Annotated in this window: 20 protein-coding genes; 7 read left to right on the forward strand and 13 right to left on the reverse strand. The window is 72.5% G+C overall.

What is annotated here, in order from left to right; genetic code table 11:
* Position 1 precedes the first annotated feature (1 nt).
* The 5 genes from EV386_RS02680 to EV386_RS02700 are packed head-to-tail and all read right to left on the reverse strand — an operon-like array spanning position 2 to position 4,365.
* Positions 2-1,072 (reverse strand): FecCD family ABC transporter permease, encoded by a 1,071-nt coding sequence (locus EV386_RS02680; RefSeq protein WP_242607806.1) that lies wholly within the window; start codon positions 1,070-1,072, stop codon positions 2-4.
* Positions 1,073-1,084: 12 nt separating this feature from the next.
* Positions 1,085-1,462: a Fur family transcriptional regulator gene (locus EV386_RS02685; RefSeq protein ID WP_130416733.1), complete on the reverse strand. Its 378-nt coding sequence runs from the start codon at positions 1,460-1,462 to the stop codon at positions 1,085-1,087.
* Between the two features lie 38 nt (positions 1,463-1,500).
* Positions 1,501-2,406 carry a metal ABC transporter permease gene (locus EV386_RS02690; RefSeq protein WP_130416734.1) on the reverse strand — a complete coding sequence of 302 codons (906 nt, stop codon included), beginning with the start codon at positions 2,404-2,406 and terminating at the stop codon, positions 1,501-1,503.
* Positions 2,407-2,428: 22 nt separating this feature from the next.
* Positions 2,429-3,307 (reverse strand): metal ABC transporter ATP-binding protein, encoded by an 879-nt coding sequence (locus EV386_RS02695; protein ID WP_130412083.1) that lies wholly within the window; start codon positions 3,305-3,307, stop codon positions 2,429-2,431.
* 26 nt (positions 3,308-3,333) lie between these two features.
* Complete coding sequence (locus EV386_RS02700) at positions 3,334-4,365, reverse strand: metal ABC transporter substrate-binding protein (RefSeq protein ID WP_130412085.1); 1,032 nt, start codon at positions 4,363-4,365, stop codon at positions 3,334-3,336.
* 180 nt (positions 4,366-4,545) lie between these two features.
* On the opposite strand from EV386_RS02700, the gene EV386_RS02705 reads away from it, so the two are divergent.
* Complete coding sequence (locus EV386_RS02705; RefSeq protein WP_130412087.1) at positions 4,546-5,958, forward strand: glycine--tRNA ligase; 1,413 nt, start codon at positions 4,546-4,548, stop codon at positions 5,956-5,958.
* A gap of 60 nt (positions 5,959-6,018) precedes the next feature.
* Here the strand turns inward: EV386_RS02705 and EV386_RS02710 are convergent, their stop codons facing one another.
* The 4 genes from EV386_RS02710 to EV386_RS02725 all read right to left on the reverse strand — a co-directional run bounded on the left by EV386_RS02710 (position 6,019) and on the right by EV386_RS02725 (position 9,727).
* Positions 6,019-7,476 (reverse strand): MFS transporter, encoded by a 1,458-nt coding sequence (locus EV386_RS02710; RefSeq protein WP_130412089.1) that lies wholly within the window; start codon positions 7,474-7,476, stop codon positions 6,019-6,021.
* Positions 7,469-8,038 (reverse strand): PadR family transcriptional regulator, encoded by a 570-nt coding sequence (locus tag EV386_RS02715; RefSeq protein ID WP_130412091.1) that lies wholly within the window; start codon positions 8,036-8,038, stop codon positions 7,469-7,471. Before EV386_RS02715 ends, EV386_RS02710 begins: the two co-directional genes overlap by 8 nt.
* A 133-nt stretch (positions 8,039-8,171) precedes the next feature.
* Entirely contained in the window at positions 8,172-8,984 is an 813-nt protein-coding gene (locus EV386_RS02720; RefSeq protein WP_130412093.1) for a hypothetical protein, read from the reverse strand.
* 176 nt (positions 8,985-9,160) lie between these two features.
* The gene (locus tag EV386_RS02725; protein ID WP_130412095.1) at positions 9,161-9,727 is read right to left on the reverse strand and encodes a DUF6318 family protein; all 567 of its coding nucleotides are present in this window, start codon (positions 9,725-9,727) and stop codon (positions 9,161-9,163) included.
* Positions 9,728-9,989: 262 nt separating this feature from the next.
* Between EV386_RS02725 and EV386_RS02730 the strand changes: the two genes are divergently transcribed.
* The 5 genes from EV386_RS02730 to dusB are packed head-to-tail and all read left to right on the forward strand — an operon-like array spanning position 9,990 to position 14,750.
* Positions 9,990-10,919 carry an ABC transporter ATP-binding protein gene (locus EV386_RS02730; RefSeq protein WP_130412097.1) on the forward strand — a complete coding sequence of 310 codons (930 nt, stop codon included), beginning with the start codon at positions 9,990-9,992 and terminating at the stop codon, positions 10,917-10,919.
* A complete protein-coding gene (locus tag EV386_RS02735; protein ID WP_130412099.1) occupies positions 10,916-11,737 on the forward strand; it encodes an ABC transporter permease in 822 nt (273 codons plus the stop codon). Before EV386_RS02730 ends, EV386_RS02735 begins: the two co-directional genes overlap by 4 nt.
* 31 nt (positions 11,738-11,768) lie before the next feature.
* Entirely contained in the window at positions 11,769-12,896 is a 1,128-nt protein-coding gene (locus EV386_RS02740) for a sensor histidine kinase (RefSeq protein ID WP_165399813.1), read from the forward strand.
* The gene (locus EV386_RS02745; RefSeq protein WP_130412103.1) at positions 12,893-13,498 is read left to right on the forward strand and encodes a response regulator transcription factor; all 606 of its coding nucleotides are present in this window, start codon (positions 12,893-12,895) and stop codon (positions 13,496-13,498) included. The genes EV386_RS02740 and EV386_RS02745 overlap by 4 nt, the downstream gene beginning before the upstream one ends.
* A 31-nt stretch (positions 13,499-13,529) precedes the next feature.
* The gene (gene dusB / locus EV386_RS02750) at positions 13,530-14,750 is read left to right on the forward strand and encodes a tRNA dihydrouridine synthase DusB (RefSeq protein ID WP_130412105.1); all 1,221 of its coding nucleotides are present in this window, start codon (positions 13,530-13,532) and stop codon (positions 14,748-14,750) included.
* Here dusB and EV386_RS02755 read toward each other — a convergent pair.
* From EV386_RS02755 to EV386_RS02770, 4 genes are all read right to left on the reverse strand, one after another.
* A complete protein-coding gene (locus EV386_RS02755) occupies positions 14,666-15,880 on the reverse strand; it encodes a class C sortase (RefSeq protein WP_165399814.1) in 1,215 nt (404 codons plus the stop codon). The two genes, dusB and EV386_RS02755, sit on opposite strands and share 85 nt — an antisense overlap.
* A gap of 221 nt (positions 15,881-16,101) precedes the next feature.
* Positions 16,102-17,712 carry a SpaH/EbpB family LPXTG-anchored major pilin gene (locus EV386_RS02760; RefSeq protein ID WP_130412109.1) on the reverse strand — a complete coding sequence of 537 codons (1,611 nt, stop codon included), beginning with the start codon at positions 17,710-17,712 and terminating at the stop codon, positions 16,102-16,104.
* A 380-nt stretch (positions 17,713-18,092) separates the two neighbouring features.
* Positions 18,093-19,826 carry a glycoside hydrolase family 13 protein gene (locus EV386_RS02765; protein WP_130412111.1) on the reverse strand — a complete coding sequence of 578 codons (1,734 nt, stop codon included), beginning with the start codon at positions 19,824-19,826 and terminating at the stop codon, positions 18,093-18,095.
* Positions 19,823-20,914 (reverse strand): LacI family DNA-binding transcriptional regulator, encoded by a 1,092-nt coding sequence (locus EV386_RS02770; protein ID WP_242607807.1) that lies wholly within the window; start codon positions 20,912-20,914, stop codon positions 19,823-19,825. Before EV386_RS02770 ends, EV386_RS02765 begins: the two co-directional genes overlap by 4 nt.
* A gap of 168 nt (positions 20,915-21,082) precedes the next feature.
* Here EV386_RS02770 and EV386_RS02775 point away from each other — a divergent pair, with 168 nt between their 5' ends.
* Positions 21,083-22,324 carry a sugar ABC transporter substrate-binding protein gene (locus EV386_RS02775; protein WP_130412115.1) on the forward strand — a complete coding sequence of 414 codons (1,242 nt, stop codon included), beginning with the start codon at positions 21,083-21,085 and terminating at the stop codon, positions 22,322-22,324.
* Positions 22,325-22,341: the final 17 nt, after the last annotated feature.

A 22,341-nucleotide genomic window follows, 5' to 3' on the forward strand; every position in this document is an offset into this window, starting at 1 on the left:
CTCACACCTCCGCCACGAGGCGTCCGCGGGCGACGGCCACGAGCACGGGCGCCCCGACGAACGCGGCGACGACGCCGGCCTCGAGTTCGGCGTTGGGCACGATCAGGCGCCCGACGACGTCGGCGCCCAGCAGCACCACCGGACCGAGCAGCGCGGCCACCGGGGCCAGGCGCCGGTAGTCGGGGCCCACGAGGCGCCGCGCGGCGTGCGGCACCACCAGTCCGACGAGCGCGATGGGGCCGGCGAACGCCGTCGCGACCCCGGCGAGCACCACGATCGCGACGGCGGCCATGGCGCGCGTGACCCGCACGTCCTGGCCGAGTGCCGCCGCGACGTCGTCGCCCATCGACAGCAGGGTCAGGCGTGGGGCGAGCAGCGCTGTCAGAGCCACCCCCACCGCGAGGAAGGGCCACAGCGCGCTGACGGTGTCGAGGCCGCGCGCCGCGAGCGACCCGACCGCCCAGAACCGGTACTGGTTGAACGCCTGCACATCGCTGAGCAGCAGCAGAGCGATGACCGGGGTGATGAACGCCGTGAGCGCGGCGCCCACGAGCGCGAGGCGCACGGGTTGTGCGCGGCCGATGGCGAACACGACGACCGCGGCCAGCGCGGCGCCCGCGAACGCGAACCAGACGAAGCCGAGCGGCGTCACCACCCCGAAGAAGGACACCCCGACGACGACGGCGAGCGACGCCCCAGGCGTGATCCCCAGCAGGCCGGGGTCGGCCAGGGGGTTGCGGGTGACGCCCTGGATGACCGTGCCGACGCAGCCCAGCGCGAGGCCGGCCAGCAGCCCGAGCACCGTGCGCGGCACGCGCAGCTGCAGCACGACGGCCTGGTCGGCGTTGGCCGGGGAGCGGCCCGCGGCGCCGGCCCCCAGCGCGGCCCAGACCTCGCCCGGGGCCACAGTCCGCACGCCGAGCAGCAGGCTGGCGACGACGACGAGCGCGAGCAGCGCGACGGCGGTCCCGAGGACGGCGAGGAAGCGCGCGCGCCTGCGGCGGACGGCGGCGGTGGGCGGGGTCGGCGCGGCTGCGGCGATCGGCGGGTCGTCCGCCGATGAGGTAAGCACAGCCTTACTTTCTCACGCCTCGCGGCAGTCCTGACACGTGCCCCACAACTCGACGGTGTGCTCGATCTCTGCGAACCCGTGCTCGGCGCCCACCTTGGCGGCCCACGACTCGACCGTAGGCCCGTCGATCTCGACCGTCTTGCCGCACACGCGGCACACCAGGTGGTGGTGGTGCTCGCGGCGCGCGCACCACCGGTAGAGCGACTCACCGTCGTCGGTGCGCAGCACGTCGACGTCGCCGCCCTCGACCAGCGCCTGCAGCGTGCGGTACACCGTGGCGAGCCCGACGGCGTCGCCCCGGGCGCGCAACACCTCGTGCAACTGCTGCGCGCTGCGGAACTCGTCGACGGTCTGGAGCGCGGCCGCGACCGCGGCGCGCTGGCGCGTCATGCGGACGGGGCCGGGCTGCGCCGTCCGTCCGGCGGCGCTCACGCGCACTCCTGCGCGCGCTCGGCAACGTCGACGTCGTCAGGGATGTCGGGGTGCGGGTCGTGCGGGGCGTCCGCCTGGCGGCGGTGGAGGATCGGGCGCACCAGCGACGCCACGAGGTACACGACGATCGCGAGCACCACGATGGTCGCGCCGGGGGAGACGTTGTGCCAGTAGGTGATGCTCAGCCCGATGACGCACACCAGGACGCCCACGACCGAGGCCACGGCCATGGTGCGGCGGAACGAGTGCGTCAACTGCTGGGCGACGGCGACGGGCACGATCATGAGCGCCGAGACCAGCAGCAGCCCCACCACGCGCATCGCGACGGTCACGGTCAGCGCCGAGACGACCGCGACCGCCATGTTCAGCAGCCACACCGGCATGCCGGAGGCGATCGCGAACTCCTCGTCGTGGCTCACGGCGAACAGCGCGGTGCGCAGCCCGATCCCGACCGCCAGGATGATGAGCGAGAGCACCACCGTGAGCCACAGGTCGGTCGTGGAGACCGTCGAGATCGACCCGAACAGGTAGGCCATGAGGTTGCCCGACGTGCCGCCCGCGATGCCAATGATGAGCACGCCGCCCGCGACACCGCCGTAGAACATCAGCGCGAGCGCCAGGTCACCCGAGGTGCGCCCGCGGCGGCGGACGACCTCGATCAGCACCGATCCGATGATGGCCGTGACCACGGCGCCGGGCACGGTGAGCACGTCATGGGGCCGCAGCCCCAGCAGTGAGCCGATGAGCCAGCCGAGCGCCACGCCGGTCAGGGCGATGTGGCCGATGCCGTCGCCGAGCAGTGACAGGCGCCGCTGCACCAGGTAGGTGCCGACGACGGGGGCGGCGGCGCCCACGAGCAGCGCCGCGATGAGCGCGCGCTGCATGAGCGGGTCGCCCAGCATGAGTTGCAGGTCCGCGAGCACGTCAGGCCTCCCTGAGCGGGGTGTGGTCGGTGAAGGCGCCGGTCGCGTCCTCGATGCCCGTGAAGCCGGACTCGCCGCTGCCGAGCGGCACCATGTCCTCGCCCGCGTGCGGGTGCACGTGGTCGTGGTCGGCGTCCGCGTGCCCGGCGCGCGGGCGCGGCGCGGCGCCGTCGTGCACCACGCGCCCGTGCCGCAGCACGACGGCGCGTGTGACGAGCGAGGCGAGCTCGCCCAGCTCGTGCAGCACCACGAGCACCGTGATGCCGCTGGCCACCAGGCGCGTCATGGTCGCGGCGAACTGCTCCTGCGACGGGTGGTCGACGCCCGCCACGGGCTCGTCGAGCACCAGCACCTCGGGCCGACGCACCAGCGCGCGGGCGATGAGCACGCGCTGCTGCTGGCCGCCCGACAGGTGGATCGTGGCCGTGTCGCCCCGATCGGCCAGGCCGACCAGGTCCAACGCCTCGGCCGTGCGCGCACGCCAGCCGCGCGGCAGGCGCAGGCGGCCCGGCAGCAGCAGGCCCGAGGAGACGACCTCGGTGGCCGTGGCGGGCAGGCCGCCGGCGGCCGCGACACGCTGCGGCACGTAGCCGACGCGCGCGGCGTCGGGCATGTGGACCACGCCGGCCGCGGGCTGGAGCACCCCCACGAGCGTGCGCACGAGCGTCGACTTGCCCGAGCCGTTGGCGCCGAGCAGCGCGACGACCTCGCCGCGGCGCACCCGCAGGTCGACGCCGCGCAGCACGTGGCTGGTGCCGAGGCGCACATGCACGCCCTCGGCGGTGATGACGACGTCGTCGGGGACGTCGGCGAGGTCGCCCGAGGGCCCGGCCGCCTGTCGGCGGTCGGGCCCTGGGGTCTGCGGAGAGGTGGCGCTCATAGGGTCACGAGTCGCCGGGCCGTGGGTCACGGGGCCACGAGTCCTTCCTGGAGCGTCTGGAGGTTGCGCCGCATGATGGAGATGTAGTCGTCGCCCGCCTTGTCGTGCTCGGGGTCGAGGCCTTCGAGCGTGTCGATCACGGCGGACTGCAGCCCCTGGTCGGTGGCGAGGGTCTGCACCACGCGCGGGCTCACCAGCGTCTCGTAGAACAGGGTCGAGACGTGGTGGTCACGGGCGATCTGGCCGATCTCGCGCAGGCGGGCCGGGGACGGCTCGGTGTCATGGTCGAGGCCGGTGATGCCGACCTGCTCTAGACCATAACGCTGCGCGAGGTAGCCGAACGCGGTGTGGTTCGTGATGAGCGTGGCTCCGGCGAACGAAGCGAGCCCGGCGGCCATCTCCTGGTCGAGCGCGCCGAGGCGCTCGACGAGGTCGGCGGCGTTCGCGTGGAACGTCTCGGCGTTGTCGGGGTCGGCCTTGGCCAGCGCGTCCGCCACGGGGTCGGCGACCTGGGCCAGCAGCGTCGGGTCGAGCCAGAAGTGCGGGTCGTTGCCGCCCATGTCGTGGTCGTGCTCGTCCGCGTCGGCGTCGGCGTCGTCGGCGTGGTCGTGCCCGTCGGCGTCGTCCGCGTGATCGGCGTCGTGCGCGTCCTCGTGGTCGTGCTCTTCGGCCTGGTCGCCGCCGGTGACCGACGCCGACAGGAGTTTGACGTGGTCGGCGGCGTCGACGAGGTTCGCCGGGGCGCGCTGCGCGATGGCGTCGTCGACGGCGGGCTGCAGGCCCGACAGGTACACCACGACGTCGGCGCTGCCGATCTCGCGGGCGCGGGCCGGGGAGAGCTCCAGGTCGTGGGGGTCGGCCGCGGCGGGCGTGAGGTTCTCGACGTCGACGAGGTCGCCGCCGACCTGCTCGGCGACGAACTGCAGCGGGTAGAACGAGGCGAGCACCTGGACGTGGCCGTCCGCGCCGCCCCCGCCGCCCGGACTCCCGCAGGCGGTCAGGGCGAGGGGGGTCAGCAGGGCGGCAGAGGTCACGACGGCGAGTCGTCTCAGTTGCATGAGAATGATTATCAGAAGGTGTGAGAATGATTGTCAAACCGGTCGGGGTCTGACGCCGCGTGCTCCACGCCGGGTGGGCCGCCCGGTGGCCAGGCGCGACGTAGGCTGGGACGCCGACGCCGACCGGCGTCGACGCACCGTCCGCCGGAGCCACCGGCGGCCGACCCCCAGGAGTGATCAGTGGCCGCTGCGCCGTCCGCCACCGCCCGTCTTGACGCCGTCGTCTCCCTCGCCAAGCGCCGAGGCTTCGTCTTCCCCTCGGGCGAGATCTACGGAGGCACACGCTCCGCGTGGGACTACGGTCCCCTCGGTGTCGAGCTCAAGGAGAACATCAAGCGCCAGTGGTGGAAGGCCATGACGCGGCGCGACGACGTCGTCGGCCTCGACTCGTCGGTGATCCTGCCCCGGCAGGTGTGGGTCGCCTCGGGGCACGTGGGCGTGTTCACCGACCCGCTGACCGAGTGCCTGAGCTGCCACAAGCGCTTCCGCGTCGACCAGATGCAGGAGGCGGTGTTCGAGAAGGAGGGCGAGAAGCGGGGCCTTGCGTCGCCCGACGACGTCGCGCTCGACACCATCGCCTGTCCGCACTGCGGCACCCGCGGCCAGTGGACCGAGCCGCGCGACTTCAACATGATGCTCAAGACGCACCTCGGCCCGGTCGAGGACGAGTCCGGCCTGCACTACCTGCGACCCGAGACCGCACAGGGCATCTTCGTGAACTTCGCCAACGTGGCCGCGGCCGCGCGTCAGAAGCCGCCGTTCGGCATCGCGCAGATCGGCAAGTCGTTCCGCAACGAGATCACGCCGGGCAACTTCATCTTCCGCACGCGCGAGTTCGAGCAGATGGAGATGGAGTTCTTCGTCGTGCCGGGCACCGACGAGGAGTGGCACCAGTACTGGATCGACCAGCGCACCGCCTGGTACACGGGTCTGGGCATCGCCGCGGACAACCTGCGCCACTACGAGCACCCGCAGGAGAAGCTGTCGCACTACTCGAAGCGCACAGTCGACATCGAGTACCGCTTCGGGTTCCAGGGCAGCGAGTGGGGCGAGCTCGAGGGCATCGCGAACCGCACCGACTTCGACCTGTCGACGCACACCCAGCACTCGGGCAAGGACCTGATGTACCGCGACCCGGTCTCGGGCGAGAAGTACTTCCCGTACGTCATCGAGCCCGCCGCGGGCCTGACGCGCTCGCTCATGGCGTTCCTGGTCGAGGCGTACGACGAGGACGAGGCGCCCAACACCAAGGGCGGCGTCGACAAGCGCACGGTGCTGCACCTCGACCCGCGCCTGGCGCCGGTCAAGGCGGCGGTGCTGCCGCTGTCAAAGTCGGCCGACCTGCTGCCGACGGCGGAGCGGCTCGCGACCGAGCTGCGCGAGCACTGGAACGTCGACTACGACGTCACGCAGGCCATCGGCAAGCGCTACCGCCGTCAGGACGAGATCGGCACGCCGTTCTGCGTCACCGTCGACTTCGACACGCTCGACGACCACGCCGTCACGGTGCGCCACCGCGACACGATGGCGCAGGAGCGCATCGCGCTCGACAAGGTCGCCGAGTACCTGGGAGCCCGACTGCTGGGCGCCTGACGTCGTCCCGATCTGAGGCGAGGGGGCGGGCTCACGTGGTGAGCCCGCCCCCTCGCGGCGTCAGTGCTCGACCTGGCGGGGGAGCGCGAAGACCAGGGCGAAGGCCAGGACGGCCAGGGCCGCCGAGACGGCCATCGCCATCGCCGCCGCGTGCGCGAACGTGTCGGCGAGCGCCGCGGGCGTCGGCTGCCCGGGCGGCAGGTCGATCGCTCCGAACAGCACCGAGCCGATGACGGCGATGCCCGCCGCCGATCCGATGCGCTGCGCCGTCCCGACCACGCCCGAAGCCGCGCCCGCCTCCGACCGGTCCACGGTCGCCACGATGAACTGCGCGTTGGGGGCGATGAACATGCCCGAGCCGATGCCGGCGACCAGCAGCGGGGGCAGCAGGATCCAGTGGGTGAGGTCGGCGGGGGCGACCGCCGCCAGGATGACCCACACCGCGACGAGCCCGAGCGCCACCAGTCCGGTGCCCACGATCAGGACGGTGCGGCCCAGGCGCGCGGCGAGGCGCGCGCTCTGCGAGGCGCCGAGGATCGAGCCGATCGCGAACGGGATCGAGACGAGGCCCGACTCGAGGGCGGTGTGGCCGAGCCCGGCCTGCCACAGGATCGAGATGGTGAAGAAGATGCTGGTGAACGCCGCGAAGTAGACCATCGCGAGGATGACGCCGCCGGTGAAGTGCCCGTGCGCGAACAGGCGAGGCGGCACGAGCGGAGTCTGTCCGCGGCGCACGACGGCGACCTCCCAAGCCCCGAACAGCGCCATGAGCGCCACGCCCCCGACGATCGACAGCCAGGTCCACAGCGGCCAGCCGGCGTCCTCGCCCTGGATGAGCGGCACGAGGATCGCGACGAGGCTGGCGGCCAACAGGCCCAGGCCGAGCGCGTCGACGCCGCGCGCATCGGAGCCGGCGACCAGGCGCGGCAGCAGCACGATCGCCGCGGTGACGGCGATGACGCCGAGCGGTAGGTTGACGAAGAAGATGCTGCGCCAGCCGTCACCGGCGCCGAACGCCTCGATCAGCAGGCCGCCCACGATGGGCCCGAGCGCCGTCGAGAAGCCGATCGTCGCGCCCATGACGGCGAACGCGCGCCCGCGCAACGGTCCGGGGAAGAGCAGTTGGATGAGAGCGGTCACGGCGGGGAAGAACGCGCCGCCCGCCAGGCCTTGGACCACACGCGCGACGATGAGCTCGGTCGGCCCGGTCGCCAGGCCGCACCACATGCTCGCGAGCGTGAACCCGGCCAGGCCCGCGATGAACACCCACGTGTGCCCGAACCGGTCGCCGATGCGCCCGGCGGGGATGAGCGCGAGGCCGAACGCGAGCGCGTAGCCCGAGATGATCCACGACAGCGTCGACTCGGACGCGTCGAGGCTGGTGCGGATCGTGGGCAGGGCGACGTTGACGACCGTCGTGTCGAGCAGCGCCATCGCGACGCCGAGCAGCAGCACCGACAGTGAGATCCAGGTGCGGCGGGGCACGGCGAACGGAGACGCCGTGGCGAAGTCAGTCATGGGGGTCCTTCCGGGAGAGCTCGTCGGCGACGATCTCGGGGACAGCGGCCAGCAGCCGCTCGTGGAAGACGATCTCGGCCTGGAGCCGGTCGGTCGTGTGGCTCAGCGTGACGCGCTCGGCGACGGTGAGGTACTGGTCGATGGCCAGCATCTGGCGCTCGTGCGCCGCGGCGAGTGCGCGCAGTTGGGTGAGGCGGTCGTTGACGACCGCCTCCAGGTCCGCGAGGCGGTCGGGCTGGGGTCGGGCCAGGGGGTAGTCGGCGGGGTCGGGGCGGAGCCCGACGGCGGTGAGCGCCTGCGCGTGCAGCTCGGCCAGGGCGGCGCGTCCGGCGTCGGTGACGTCGAGCACCCGCCGCCGCGGGTAGTTGCCCTCACGCTCGGTGCGCACGGCCCGCACAAGGCCCTCGGCCTCAAGGCGCTTGAGCGCGCCGTACAGCCCGCCGACGGTGATGTCAGTCCACTCGTCGATGTGCTCCTGCTCGGCCAGCGCGCGCATCTGGTGGCCGTGCATGGGGCCGTGGCGGGCGAGCGAGTCGAGGATGAAGAGTCTGATGGTTGACACGCGACTACTCTCGCACGAGTAGTGGCCTCAAACAACCACCCCGCCCCCGGTGGTTGAGCTTGTCGAAACCAGCCCGGCGAGACGAGCCCGCGGCGAACGGGGCACAACTCGCGCGCCCGCGCCCTCTGAGTCGTCAGCAGGTGGTGTCCCCGTTGAGGGTGTCGCAGTACAGGTGGGTGCGGGCCTCGGTGAGGGTGTAGGTCCCGGCGGGGCTGGTGGTGGTGAGGGTGTCGGGGATGGTGGTCCAGGTGGGGGCGCCGAGGATGCGGTATTGGCCTTGCCAGGTGGTGGTCAGGGTGATGGTGACGTTGGTGCGGTATTTGGCGCCGTTGGCGGCGCGGTGGGTTTCGGCGTTCTTGCCGGTGGGGGTGTGGGGGTCGCCTAGGCGGGTCCAGGCGTGCGCGATCCAGGTGTGGTCGACGTCGTCGTCGCCGGGGGTCCACGCCCTGCCGGGGTCGGTGGTGGTCAGGGTGGGTCCAGTGGGGGAGAACGGGTCGTCGAAGTCCCACACGAACTCGACCGGGACCGCGCGGACTTGGACGGGCACGCCGAGCAGGGTGGTCTCGCGCGTGATGGGGGTGGCGGTGGTGTGGGCGGGGTACCAGGCGTTGATCAGCAGGGTCGGGGACGCGGTCTGCAAGGTCAAGTCGGGGGTGGGCACGTGCAGGGTCGCGAACTCCCGACGGGCCTCGGCCCGCAGGTCCGCGACGGTCACGCACTGACGTCCCGAGACCAGCTCGGCCGATCCGTACGTCCCGTCCGGCCGCAGGCGTTGGACCCACAAGGGGGCGAGCTCGTAGGACCCGTCCGGGCAGGGCGGAAGCGTGAACTCATACAAGGCGTCCTCGCCACACGGGCCGCTCGGGGACGACTCGATCCAGTCCGACCCCGCAGAGGCGAGCGCGCAATAGGTCGCGTCCGCCCGGAAGAACACCTCCGACGCCAACTCCTGCTCCTTCTCCGTGCGACCACCGCCCGACGACTCCCACGCAGAACCCTCCGCCGAGACCGTGATTGACTTTGCCTCGTCGTCTGCCTGCGAGCCGTAGTCTCGGTCGCTGTGAGGTGCCGCGGACAGCGACAACGCGGCAGAGAGTCCCAGGCCGAGTTGAAGTAATGCTCTCATTGACCCGGAGCATTCGCGACGTTGATGACAACCCAGCGTCCTTCTCGTCGCGCCACTTCGACCCGTGCGAGATTTGTCCCCGCATCGTTCTCGAACGCCAGCACGCCGTCAGGCGTCATAATCGTCGAGCGTTCCTCTCTCACCTCAATGTCGATCGGCCAGATTCCGGTCGGAACGTCCTGTCGGTACGTGTGCAGAATATCGACGACGATCTCTCCTCCAGTGAATACGTCGCCCATCTCCATGATCATCTTGGCCTGATCAATCCGCGCAGAACAAAAGGTGCACACGTCATGGGACATCGCCTCGAACTCGGCGGTATCTCCGGTCGCCTGCATGTAGGGGTCCAACGCCAAGAAGTACACGGCCGCCGCCTCGGCGCCTGCGGGCCCGTCGTCGTCCATCGCGTCGGGGCGCGTGGGCTTGACCACGACTCGTGACGGCGTCGGGCTCGGCTCCGGCGCGGACGCCGATGCGGGGGCGCTGGAGTGCGGTCCCGCGAGGGGCGTGCCGGCGTCGGAGGTGCAACCCGCCGCGACCATCATCGCGACTGCCGCGAGCATGGCGGCTCCTGGAGGCGTGCGGTGAGGCATTCGCGTAGTCCCCTCGTCGACCGGCCGAAACAGGCGCCAAGGTAGCGGCCCGGGTGCGCGTCGGGAACAAGCCTGTGGATAACCCCGGAGGCCGTGCGGGCGCCTTGAGCGAGAGGGCGGCTTGGGGTGGTTTCGACGGGGCTCAACCACCGGGTGGGGATGACGGATGTCATGGTGAGGCGGTGACAGGCGGCGGCGCCGTCGCGCGGGCCGGACGGGGAAGATCGCCGGTATGCACACGTCAGCAGTCCCCGCGCTCGAACTGCGCGGGCTGGTCAAGGAGTTCGGCGCCCCCGCGGCGCCCATCCGCGCGGTCGACGGGCTCGACCTGAGGATCGAGCCAGGCGAGGTCGTCGCGTTCCTCGGCCCCAACGGCGCCGGCAAGACCACCACCATCGACATGGTCCTGGGGCTGACCGCCCCGACGTCCGGGACCGTCCAGGTGCTCGGCTCCACGCCCGAGGCCGCCGTGGCCGCCGGCCGCGTCGCGGCCGTGATGCAGACCGGCGGTCTGCTGCGCGACCTCACCGTCGCTGAGACCGTGGGCCTGACGGGAGCGCTGTTCGGCCGCGACGTCGACCCCACCGCCTACCTGGAGCGGGCCGGCATCGCCGACCTCGCCGACCGCCTCGTCGCCAAGTGCTCGGGCGGCCAGCAGCAGCGCCTACGGTTCGCGATGGCGCTGGTGCCCGACCCCGACCTGCTGGTCCTCGACGAGCCCACGACGGGCATGGACGTCGAGGGTCGCCGCGAGTTCTGGGCGGCGATCCGCGCCGACGCCGCGCGCGGGCGCACCGTCGTGTTCGCCACGCACTATCTCGACGAGGCCGACGCGTACGCCGACCGCGTCGTCATGGTCAGCCGCGGGCGTGTCGTCCCCGACGGCTCGGCCGCCGAGGTCAAGGCGCTCGCCTCGGGCCGCATGGTCTCGGCCCTGCTCGACGACGACGCCGCGCGCGCCGCCGCCGCGACCCAGGTCGCCGCGCTGGCCGGCGTCGAGGCGGTCGAACAGCGCGGCGCGCGCCTGCTCGTGCGCGCCACGGACTCCGACGCCGTCGCGCGCCACCTGCTCAACCACACCGCCGCGCGGGACGTCGAGATCGCCGCGCACAACCTGGAGGACGCGTTTGTCGCCCTCACGTCCGAAGGGAGCGCGCGATGAGCGCCACCACGAGCACGGCCGCCCCGGCCGCCGTCGAAACGGCGCGGCCGGCCCGCCCGGTCCCGCCACGCGGGCCGGGATCCCTCGTCAACGTCCGGTACCTGCGCGTCGAGTTGCGCCGCCTGGTCCGCAACCGGCGCACGATGGTCTTCTCGCTGGTCATGCCGCCGGTGTTCTTCCTCATCTTCGGAACCAACGCGGACTACCGCGCGCAGATGGTCGGCCCGCACGCGAACGTCACGGCGTACGTCGCCGTCTCGATGGCGCTGTACGGGGCCATGCTCGCGGCCGTCTCGGGCGGCGCGAGCGTGTCGGTCGAGCGCGCCCAGGGCTGGACACGGCAGTTGCGTGTGACCCCGCTGCGGCCCGCCGCGTACCTGGTGACCAAGGTGGGCAGCGCGATGGCGCTGGGCGCCGTGTCGGTCGCCGTCACGCTCGCCGTCGCGGCGTTCGCGCACGCGCAGATGAGCGCCGGGGCGTGGGCCGGATGCGCGCTGCTCGCGTGGGGCGGGTCGGTCGTGTTCGCCGCGTTCGGCCTGTTCATGGGCTACCTGCTGCCGACCGAGAACGTCATGCAGGTGCTCGGGCCGATCACGGCGCTCCTGGCCTTCGCGGGCGGCCTGTTCGTGCCGATCGACGACGGCTCGGTCTTCCACGCCATCGCCCAGCTCACCCCGACGTACGGGATGGCCGAGCTGGTGCGCTGGCCGCTCGGCGGCGACTTCTCCTGGGTGGCCGTCGTCAACGTCGTCGGCTGGGCCGCCGTGTTCGGCGCCGGCGCCGCGTGGCGGTTCCGGCGCGACACGGCGCGTGTCTGACGCGCTGACCGGACTGTGCGAGCGTGTGCACGTGACGAACCAGGCCCTCGCCAGCGCCCGCCCCGGACCGTGGCGGCGGTTCGGGCCGCTGCTCGGGTTGGTGTGGGTCGTGTTCCTCGCCGAGCCGCTGACCGCCTCGCTCGACGCGCCGTCGCCCGGGGCGCGCGTGGTCGGCGTCGCCGGGGTGCTCGGGGTGGGCGTGCTGTACGGCGTGTCCATCTTCGCGCTGCGCTTCCGGGACGCGCCGACCCGCGTCGTCGTGGGCGTCCTGGCGGTGCAGACGGCGCTCGTGGCCCTGACCACGCTCGCCGCCCAGCAGCACGGACTGGTCGGGCTGGTCTTCGTGGGTGTCACGTCGGTGTTCCTGCTGCGCCGTCAGGCCGCGCTCATCGTGGTCGGCGCCATCGTCGTGGCGCTCCTGGCCGTGCCGCGGTTGGTCCCCGGGTGGCAGGCCGAGGACTCGACCGCGCTGTCGGCCGTGCTGGCCGGGCTCGCCGTCTTCGGCTTCACCCAGCTCGTCGCGCGCAACCGCCAGCTCGTCGTCGCCCAGGAGGAGGTCGCCACGCTCGCCGCAGGCCAGGAGCGCGAGCGCCTGGCCCGCGACGTGCACGACGTCGTCGGGCACTCGCTCACCGTCGTCTCCGTCAAGGCCGAGCTCGCCGCGCGCCTGCTGCGGGAGGACACAGACCGCGCGGCCCACGAGCTCGCCGACATCCAGCGGCTGACACGGTCGGCGCTCGCGGACGTGCGCGGCATGGTCGCGGGCGCACGGGCCGTGACGCTGCCCGGTGAGCTGGCCGCCGCCCGTGCGGCGTTCGACGCGGCGGGCATCGAGGCGCGGCTGCCCGGCGCGGTGGACGCCGTGGCGCCCGAGCGGCAGACGCTGTTCGCGTGGGCGCTGCGCGAGGCGGCCACCAACGTGCTGCGGCACGCTGCCGCCCGCCAGGTCGTCGTCACGCTTGAGAACACGGGCGTCACGGTGGACGACGACGGACGGGGCCCGGACGCGGCGACTGGTGGGGGAGACGACGGCAACGGCCTGCGCGGCCTGGCCGAACGCGCCCGCGCGGCCGGCGCGACGCTCACCACGGGCCGCAGCCCGCTCGGCGGCTTCCGCCTCGCCGTCACGTTCGCAGGCGATGGCAGGATCGCCTCGTGATCCGCCTGCTGCTGGCCGACGACCAGGCCCTCGTGCGCGGCGCTCTCGCCGCGCTGCTCGACCTGGAGTCCGACCTGACGGTCGTCGCGCAGGTGGGCCGCGGAGACGAGGTCGTCGCCGCGGCGCTCGCCTCACGCGCCGACGTCGCGCTGCTCGACGTCGAGATGCCCGGCCTCGACGGCATCGCGGCCGCCGCCGCGCTGCGCGCGCAGGCGCCCGGGTGCCGCTCGCTCATCGTCACGACGTTCGGGCGTCCCGGCTACCTGCGCCGCGCGCTCGACGCCGGCGCGGCCGGGTTCGTGGTCAAGGACACCCCGGCCGAGCAGCTCGCCGACGCGGTGCGGCGCGTGCACGCGGGCCTGCGCGTCGTCGACCCGGACCTCGCGGTGCAGTCGCTCACGGTCGGCGACAGCCCGCTGACCGACCGTGAGCGCGACGTGCTGCGGCTGGCCGAGGGCGGTGACACGGTCGCCCAGATCGCGCGATCGGCGTTCCTGTCGGAGGGGACGGTGCGCAACTACCTGTCTGCGGCCATCGGCAAGACCGGGGCCCGTACCCGGGCCGAGGCCGTGCGCCTCGCACGCGACAACGGCTGGCTGTGAGGGTTCCCGCGCCGATGGGACAATAGGGGTCATGAACCCCACCGCCTCCGCGACGCTCCAGCGCGTCCTGCCGCCGCTGCGGCTCGGGCCGATCACGGTGGACACGCCCGTGGTGCTGGCGCCCATGGCGGGCGTCACCAACCGGGCGTTCCGCTCGCTGTGCCGCGAGGCCGGCGCCTCGACCGGCCACCACCCCGGCCTGTACGTCGCCGAGATGGTCACCTCGCGCGCGCTCGTCGAGCGCAACACCGAGGCGCTGCGCATCGTGACGTTCGGCGACGACGAGACGCCGCGCTCGGCGCAGGTCTACGGCGTCGACCCGGCGACCGTCGGCGCCGCCGTGCGGATCATCGCGAGCGAGGATCGCGCCGACCACGTCGACCTCAACTTCGGCTGCCCGGTGCCCAAGGTGACGCGCAAGGGCGGCGGCGGCGCGCTGCCGTGGAAGCGGACGCTGTTCACCGACATCGTGCGCGCCGCCGTCGAGGCGGCGACGCCGTACGGGGTGCCGGTGACGGTCAAGATGCGCGAGGGCATCGACGACGATCACCTGACGTACCTGGAGGCGGGGGCGATCGCCGAGGGGCTGGGCGTCGCGGCCGTCGCGCTGCACGCGCGCACCGTCGCCCAGCACTACTCGGGCGCGGCCCGCTGGCCGTCGATCGCGCGTCTGAAGGAGACGGTGACCTCCATCCCCGTGCTGGGCAACGGCGACATCTGGTCCGGCGACGACGCGCTGCGCATGGTGCGCGAGACCGGGGCGGACGGCGTCGTCGTCGGGCGCGGCTGCCAGGGGCGGCCGTGGCTGTTCGCCGACCTGGCCGCCGCATTCCACGGGGAGACCGTGCGCGTGCGCCCCACGCTGGCGCAGGTCGCCCAGACCGTCTACCGGCACGGCGAGCTGATGATCGACTACTACCGGGACGGCGACACGGCCGCGCACGCGGCCGAGGCCGAGGGCAAGGCCATGCGCGACCTGCGCAAGCACATGGCCTGGTACCTCAAGGGCTACGCCGTCGGCGGTGAGGCGAGGCACGCGCTCGCGCTGGTCTCGACGCTGGCGCAGCTGCGTGAGCGGCTCGACGCGCTGGGCGACGCCCCCTACCCGGGCGAGGCCGCCGAGGGGCAGCGCGGGCGGGCCGGGACGCCGAAGACGCCGCACCTACCCTACGGGTGGCTGGACTCGCGCGAGCTCGACGCCGCGTGGGAGGCCAAGCTGCGAGAGGCCGAGCTGAGCGTCTCGGGCGGCTGACGCGAGGCGCCGTGGCGGCACTGGCGGCGCCCGACACGAAGGGCGCGCAGGACTCGCCGCCAGAGCGGGACACGGGCGGCGCGCCGCGCGGGACGCGGCTGCGGGCGGCGCTCCTCGGTGGTGGCGCAGTGACGTCCGCAGGGCTGCGCCGGGAGCGGTGCGGGCGCGGGTTGCTCGGGCAGGTGCCGCCCGAATGGGCGACGCGGGGGCGGGGTCTGCATGGGTGCGGGCTGCGGGGGTGCGGGCTGCGCGAGCGGGGGCTGCGTGGGTGCGGGCGGCGCGGGCGTGTGCTGCGCGACTCGGTGTGGTGCGGGCTGGCGCGGTGGGCGCGACGAGCGCCGCGGGCGGAGCGCGAGGGCGAACGCCGACGGCACGCCGACGATGATCACGGCCCACCACGGGAAGCCCGGACGCTGGCCTGCCTCGGGGACGGCGAGCGACCCGCTGGCGGCGGCATTGGTCGCGATGCGCTCGCCGCGCACGAGCACCCGGTGGGAGTTGACGCCGATGGGCGTGCAGGTGACGAGGGTGATGTAGTCGCGCTCCGCTTCGGCGCGCAGCGCTTCGGTGTCGTTGGGGGTGACGACGAGGATCTGGTCGACCTCATAGGTCAGGATCTCGCCGAGGACGATGACGGTGAAGCGGTCGCCGGTCTGGAGCTTGTGCAGGTCGTCGAACATCTTGGCGTTCACGAGCCCGGAGTGCGCGGCGAGGACGGCGTGGGTTCCCGCGCCACCGACGGGCAGCGACGAGCCGAACATGTGGCCGACGCCGTGTGAGAGCGCCTCGTCGCCGGTGCCGTGGTAGATCGGCAGGTCGACGCCGATCGTCGGGATGCGCAGGCGGGCCATCGCCGAGGTCGAGGCGAGCGTGTCGAAGTACTGCGCGACGCCCTCGACGGAGGGGTTCGCCTCGGGACCGGGGTTGTAGGGGTCGCCCAGGGGCGAGCCGGGCAGGTGAGAGTTGTACTCCACCGCATCGGAGAGCTCAGCCTCTCTCACGGCGAGCGGGAGCCGGTCGACCTCCTCGCTGTAGCCGGTGACCTGTGACGCCTGGACGTGGGCGGTGAACCAGCTCACCGCGCTCGGGTACTGCAGCACGCCGACGCCCAGGACCGCGAGGATCAGCACGAACGCACGGTGGGTGCGCCCGCGGCGCCGGGTCCGCGGAGGGGTAGGCGGCGCGGATCGAGGCTGCGCGCGACGGGTGTGCGACGGTGGGCGGGGCTTGCGGAGGACATGTGCTGCCACGTTGCGCTCCCGGTCGGGGTGCGGCGGTGCGGGGGACGGGTGGGCCCGTCCCCCGCACCGGGGGAGTGACCGAGCGACGGGGCCCGGTCGGGACGAGAACGTCAGCTCTCGACGGTCTCGCGGCGGCGACGGCGGATCACCTGGAGCACGGCCGCGGAGATCAGCAGCGCGCCCGCGGCGGTCAGCGCGAGGGTGCCCGCGCCACCGGTCTTCGGGAGCACGAACTTCTTGGCGTTGTCCATCGTGACGTCGTACTTGGCGTCTGCGTCGTCGACCTCGACCTCGACCGGCGTCGCGTTGAGCGAGTACCCGTCCGGCGCTGCGATCTCAGCGATCCAGTACGTCTGCTTCGCGGTCGTCTCGGCGCCGTCGGCCCACCCGGAGTAGCGCAGGACCGTGAAGTGGGCGAGGCCGTCGTCGCCCGTCTTCTGGGTGTCGATGCGGCGCTGGTCGTTCTCCGCGTCGTCCTTCGTGGCGTAGATCGCGAACGTCGCACCCGGAAGGGCGGTCTGCTCCTCTGCGTCCTGCTTCAGGATGGAGACGTTGCCCCACTTCGTCACGACCTTCTCGGTGGTCACCGGCTCCACCTCGCCCTCGATGGCGGCGGCGTTCGGGTAGATGGACGCCTGGTTGCTGATGATGCCGCTGGCGGTGGGGTCAGTGACGTCGTCACCGGAGGCGTTGACGAAGGTCGTGATGACGACCTTGACCTGCCTGTCGGTGTTCTGCTCCAGCTTCTCGAGCCCGGCCGGGGTGAAGGTCACCTGGACCTTGGTGGCCTTAGAGTCCGTGTCGTCCGCCTCCACCGAGAGCGTGTAGTCGACGCCCGCTGACAGCACCGTCTCGGGGTCCGTGGTGAGCGAGACCGTCGTGGCGTCGGTGTCGTCGACGCTGGGAGTCTCCCCCGGGACATACGTGCCGTAGGTGAGCCGGGAGTCCAGAACGTCGACGATCCGGTAGCCGTCGATCTTGGCGCCCTCTGCGACGGTGTTGGTCTCCGGAATGTCGCCGAGGATGGTCCAGACGACAGCGTCGCCCTTCTTGGCGCTGTCGGCGTCAGACACGGTCTTGGAGGCGTTGGTCTGCGGGTTCTTCGGGTAGACGTGGACGTCGTACACCCACTTCGCGGGGGTTCCCGGCGTGTCGGGCGTGGCGGCTGTGCCCGGGTCCGTCACCGGCACGGTGACGATGAAGGGCGGCAGCGGTGTGGTCCCAGACGGGTACTCGGTCTCGGTGATCAGATACGCGCCGACAGGAAGATTCGCGATCTTCGCCCAGCCTTCCGAGTTGGTCTCGGCGCTTGAGACGGGAGCCTCGAGAGGGATCTGGTCATTCGCGATCTTCTGTGGCGTGAGGCCCGCGACCGCGGACCAGCCTGCGTTGGTCTTCAGGTCGTACGTCGCCGGGTCGATCTGTTCGGCGGTGAACACGACGCCTTCCAACGGCAGGGCGCCGGTCGGCGGGGCGAACGGGTCGATCTCCAACCCCGAACCGGGATCGCCGATCTCGCCGCCTGGGTGCGTGTACTTGTGGATCGTGAGCGACCCGGAGTCCTGGTTGATCAGGTTCACCGCGGGCGTCGCGCGCCCTTGAGGGCCGCCGCCCTCCGCCGGGTCGGCGAGGGCCGGTCCTCCGGACGCGCCGAGCGCGATGAGCGCGGCCGTCAAGGTGATGCCAGCGGCGCGGATGCCGCCTCGTGCTGTGCTTTTCACTTCCTGCTCCATCTGTGTGGTGGGACGAGCGGATGGGGGACGCGTCCTCGCGTCGTTCTCCTACATGTGCGCCTCCCTGTGCCTGTCTCGGTCGCCCACGCATTCCGGCGCGGGGAGAACGCAGCGCAAAGCGAACCGGCCGAAATCGCGCGGCTCCTTTGACCGCGGCAATGTCGGCGCGATATGTCGACGACCGCCGATGACCTGGCGTCCAGTGCGCTTTGCCTATTCCCGAGTTGATCGTGCGGTATGGCGTTCAGAAGCCTCGGGGAGAGGCGGGAGAGTTCACCTGTCGATTCACCCCAGCCCCGCCGTGTGGGGGCATGAGAAAACCGCGTGCGGCCGACATCGTCGGCCGCACGCGGTGGTGGGTGGTCAGGTCAGGCGGGGCGCTCGGCCTCGATCCAGGCGGTCGTGTCGGCGGGGAGCGCGCCATCGGCCGCCAGAGGCGCCGACGACAGCACGACGCGCGCCCCCGCGGGCAGCGGCGTGGCCGTCGAGCCCAGGTTGGCCACCACGACGAGGCCGCGCCCGTCGGCCCCCAGGGTGCGGAACGCGACGACGTCAGGCCCGGAGCCGTCGACCCACGCCAGGCCGTTGCCGCCGAGCCCACGCTCGCGGCGCTCGCGTAGCGCGGCACGGTAGAACTCGAGCGTCGATCCGGGGACGCCGCTCTGCGCGTCGGCCGCGTAGGCGGCCCAGCCGGAGGGCTGGGGCAGCCACGTCGCGCCGGTGGCGGAGAAGCCGAAGCCGGGCGCGCCGGCCTCCCACGGCAGCGGCACGCGGCAGCCGTCGCGCCCGGCCTCGGCGTGCTCGGTGCGGAAGTACGCCGGGTCCTCGCGGACGTCGTCGGGCAGCGTCGTATGCTCGGGCAGGCCGAGCTCCTCACCCTGGTAGACGTACGCCGATCCGGGCAGCGCCAGCATGAGCAGCGTCGCGGCCCGCGCGCGGCGCAGGCCCAGCGCCTCGTCGGGCTGCGGGTCGGTCGCGAACAGGCCGTTGGGCCGTGAGCCCGGCTCGGCCAGCCCGAGCCGGGACGTGTGGCGCACGACGTCGTGGTTGGACAGCACCCACGTGGCGGGCGCGCCGACGGCGTCGAGGGCCGTGAGCGACTCGGTGATCACGGCGCGGTACTGGGCCGCGTCCCACTTCGAGGTGAGGAACGAGAAGTTGAACGCCTGCTGCATCTCGTCGTCGCGCACGTACCGCGCGAGGCGTGAGAGCGGCTCGACCCACGCCTCGGCGACGAGCGCGCGCGCGTGCCGCTCGCCGTCGTCGAACTCGTCGAGCACCCGGCGCCAGGCGCGGTAGATGTCGTGCACGCCGTCCTGGTCGAACATCGGACCGCTGTCGGTCGCGGCGGTGGCGCCGTCCTCGGGGGCGCCCGGGTCGGCGCCGTCGACCATCGCGACCTGTCCGTCCCAATCGGGCAGACCCTCGGCCTTGACCAGACCGTGCGCGACGTCGACCCGGAAGCCGTCGACGCCGCGGCGCAGCCAGAACCGCAGCACGTCCTCGAACTCGGCGCGCACCTGCGGGTTGGTCCAGTCGAGGTCGGGTTGGGAGGAGTCGAACAGGTGCAGGTACCACTGGCCGGTCTGCGCGCCTGTGCGCGGGTCCGCGACGCGTGTCCACGCCCGCCCGCCGAAGATCGACGCCCAGTTGTTGGGCGGCAGCTCTCCGTGCTCGCCGCGCCCGTCGCGGAAGATGTAGCGCGCGCGCTCGGGCGATCCGGGCGCGGCGGCGAGCGCCTCCTGGAACCAGGCGTGCTGGGATGAGGTGTGGTTCGGCACCAGATCAACCAGCACCCGCAGGCCGAGCGCGTGCGCGCGCGCGATGAGGGCGTCGGCGTCGGCGAGCGTGCCGAACAGGGGATCGACGTCGCGGTAGTCGGCGACGTCGTATCCGGCGTCGCGCTGCGGCGAGCGGTAGAACGGGCTGAGCCAGACGGCGTCGACGCCGAGCGCGGCGAGGTGGTCGAGCCGCGCGGTGATGCCGGGCAGGTCCCCGACGCCGTCGCCGTTCCCATCGGCGAACGACCGCGGGTAGATCTGGTAGATCACGGCCGTTCGCCACCACTCGGCGGTGGGGAACGGAGCGTGGACGATCGTCATGGCTCTCCTTGCGGGACGTGCGGTGGGGTGGCGACCGCGCCGGTGGACGCGCGGACCACCAGTTCGGGCTCGACGAGCAGCTCGTCGCGCGTGACGCGCTCGCCGCGGATCTCGGACAGCAGCATGGACACCGCGACACGGGTGAGGGTCGCGACGGGCTGACGCACCGTCGTCAGCGGCGGATCGGTGAAGGCCATGAGCGGCGAGTCGTCGTAGCCCACCACCGAGACGTCGGCCGGCACACGCAGCCCGCGCGAGCGCGCGGCCCGCATGGCGCCGAGCGCCATGAGGTCGGAGGCGCACACGAGCGCCGTGTGCCCGCCGGAGAACAGCTCGTTCGCGGCCACCTGGCCACCCTCGACGGTGTAGAGCGTCGAGACCACATGCGTCGCCGCATCGTCGGCGTCGCGCGCGAGCCCCGCCTCGACCAGGCCGCCGACGAAGCCGGCGCGCTTACGCTGCGAGGGGACGAACCGCCGCGGACCGAGCGCGAGCCCGATCCTGCGGTGGCCCTGGGCGACCAGGTGGCGCACGGCCAGCCGGGTCGCGGTGGCCTCGTCGGTGGCGACCTGGGGGGCGTCGACGTCACGCGCGTAGCCGCCGACCAGGACGACCGGCAGGCCGCGCTCGCGCAGGCTTTGGTACCGCGTGGTGGTCGCGGTGGTGTCGGCGTGCAGTCCGGAGACGAACACGATGCCGTCGACGCCGTGCTCGACGAGGGTCTCGATGTACTCGTCCTCGGTCGTGCCGCCGGGCGACTGGGTGCACAGCAGCGGGGTGTAGCCGGCCTTGACGAGCTGGGACTCGGCGGCCTGGGCGATCGCCGGGAAGATCGGGTTGGTGAGCTCCGGGACCACCAGACCCACCAGCCCGGCGGATCGCGATGTCGAGGTGCGCGGGCGCTCGTAGCCGAGCACGTCGAGCGCGGCCAACACGGACTGGCGGGTGTCGCTCGACACGGTGCTCTTGCCGTTGAGCACGCGCGAGACGGTCGCCGTCGAGACGCCTGCGTACGCGGCGACGTCGGCGAGTCGGGGGCGCCCAGGGGCGTCGGCGATCGGGGCGTGGCCGGAGGCGTCAGTGGACACGGGACCTCCTTGTTCCGTGGTGGTCGGGCAGGTTGGTACCGGTCGATCCTGCCTCGCTGGCGCGATGTGTGCAACGGCGTCTGCAATTTTGCATCTCATGTTGCACCGCCCGATGGCCGGACCTAGCGTTGTTCGAGTCAACACCGAACCCCACCATCTGGAGTACCGATGCGACGTGGCATCCTTTTGACCGCCGCCGCCGCCGCGACGCTCGCCCTGACCGCCTGTGGAGGCGGCAACGGCGACGCCGGAGACGCGACCCCCACCCCCGACGACACCGCCGCGGAGACGCCGGCCGCGGCCGGCGCACTGACCGTCTGGGTCGACGAGACCCGCCTCGGCCCCGTCCAGGACGCCGCGAACGCCTTCACGGCCGAGACCGGCACCCAGGTCGAGATCGTCCAGAAGAACTTCGAGGACATCCGCACCGACTTCATCGCCCAGGTCCCCACGGGCGAGGGCCCCGACATCACCGTCGGCGCACACGACTGGCTCGGCGAGCTCACCCAGAACGGCGTGGTCGCGCCGATCGAGCTCGGCGACAAGGCCGGCGACTTCGAGGACGTCGCCATCGCGGCGTTCACGCAGGACGGCCAGGTCTTCGGCCTGCCGTACGCGATCGAGAACATCGCCCTGATCCGCAACACCGACCTCGCGCCCGAGGCTCCGGCGACGTGGGACGACGCGATCGCCGTGGCCACCGCCGCGGGCACCGAGTTCAAGGTGCTGGTCCAGACCGGCACCGAGGGCGACCCGTTCCACTACTACCCGCTGCAGACGTCGTTCGGCGCCCCGGTGTTCGAGCAGAACGAGGACGGCTCCTACAACCCCGTCCTCAAGCTCGGCGGCGAGCCCGGCCACAACTTCGCCAACTGGCTGGCCGAGCAGGGCCAGGCGGGCAACCTGTCGGTCGACATCACGTCGGACATCGCCAACGAGGCGTTCGCCGACGGCAAGGCGCCGTTCCTCATCGGCGGCCCGTGGACCCTGTCGAACTTCGAGGGCCTGAACATCTCGGTCGACCCGATCCCGTCGGCCGGTGGCGAGACCGCCGCTCCGTTCGTCGGCGTGCAGGGCTTCTACCTGTCCGCCCAGTCGCAGAACGCGCTCGTCGCCAACGACTTCCTCGTCAACTTCCTGGCGACCGAGGACGTCCAGACCGCGCTGTACGAGGCCGGCGGCCGTCCGCCGGCGCTGACCGCGGCCGCTGAGGCCGCCTCGGCCGACCCGATCGTGGCCGGCTTCCGCGCCGTCGGCGCCGAGGGCGTCCCGATGCCGTCGATCCCGCAGATGGCGTCCGTGTGGGCCTTCTGGGGCGTCACCCAGGCGCAGATCATCTCCGGCCAGGCCGCCGACCCGGCCGCCGCTTGGGACCAGATGGTCTCGGACATCCAGGGCGCGATCGACTGACATCGCCCGACCGACGG

The organism is Xylanimonas ulmi, from assembly GCF_004216535.1.
Taxonomy (GTDB): domain Bacteria; phylum Actinomycetota; class Actinomycetes; order Actinomycetales; family Cellulomonadaceae; genus Xylanimonas; species Xylanimonas ulmi.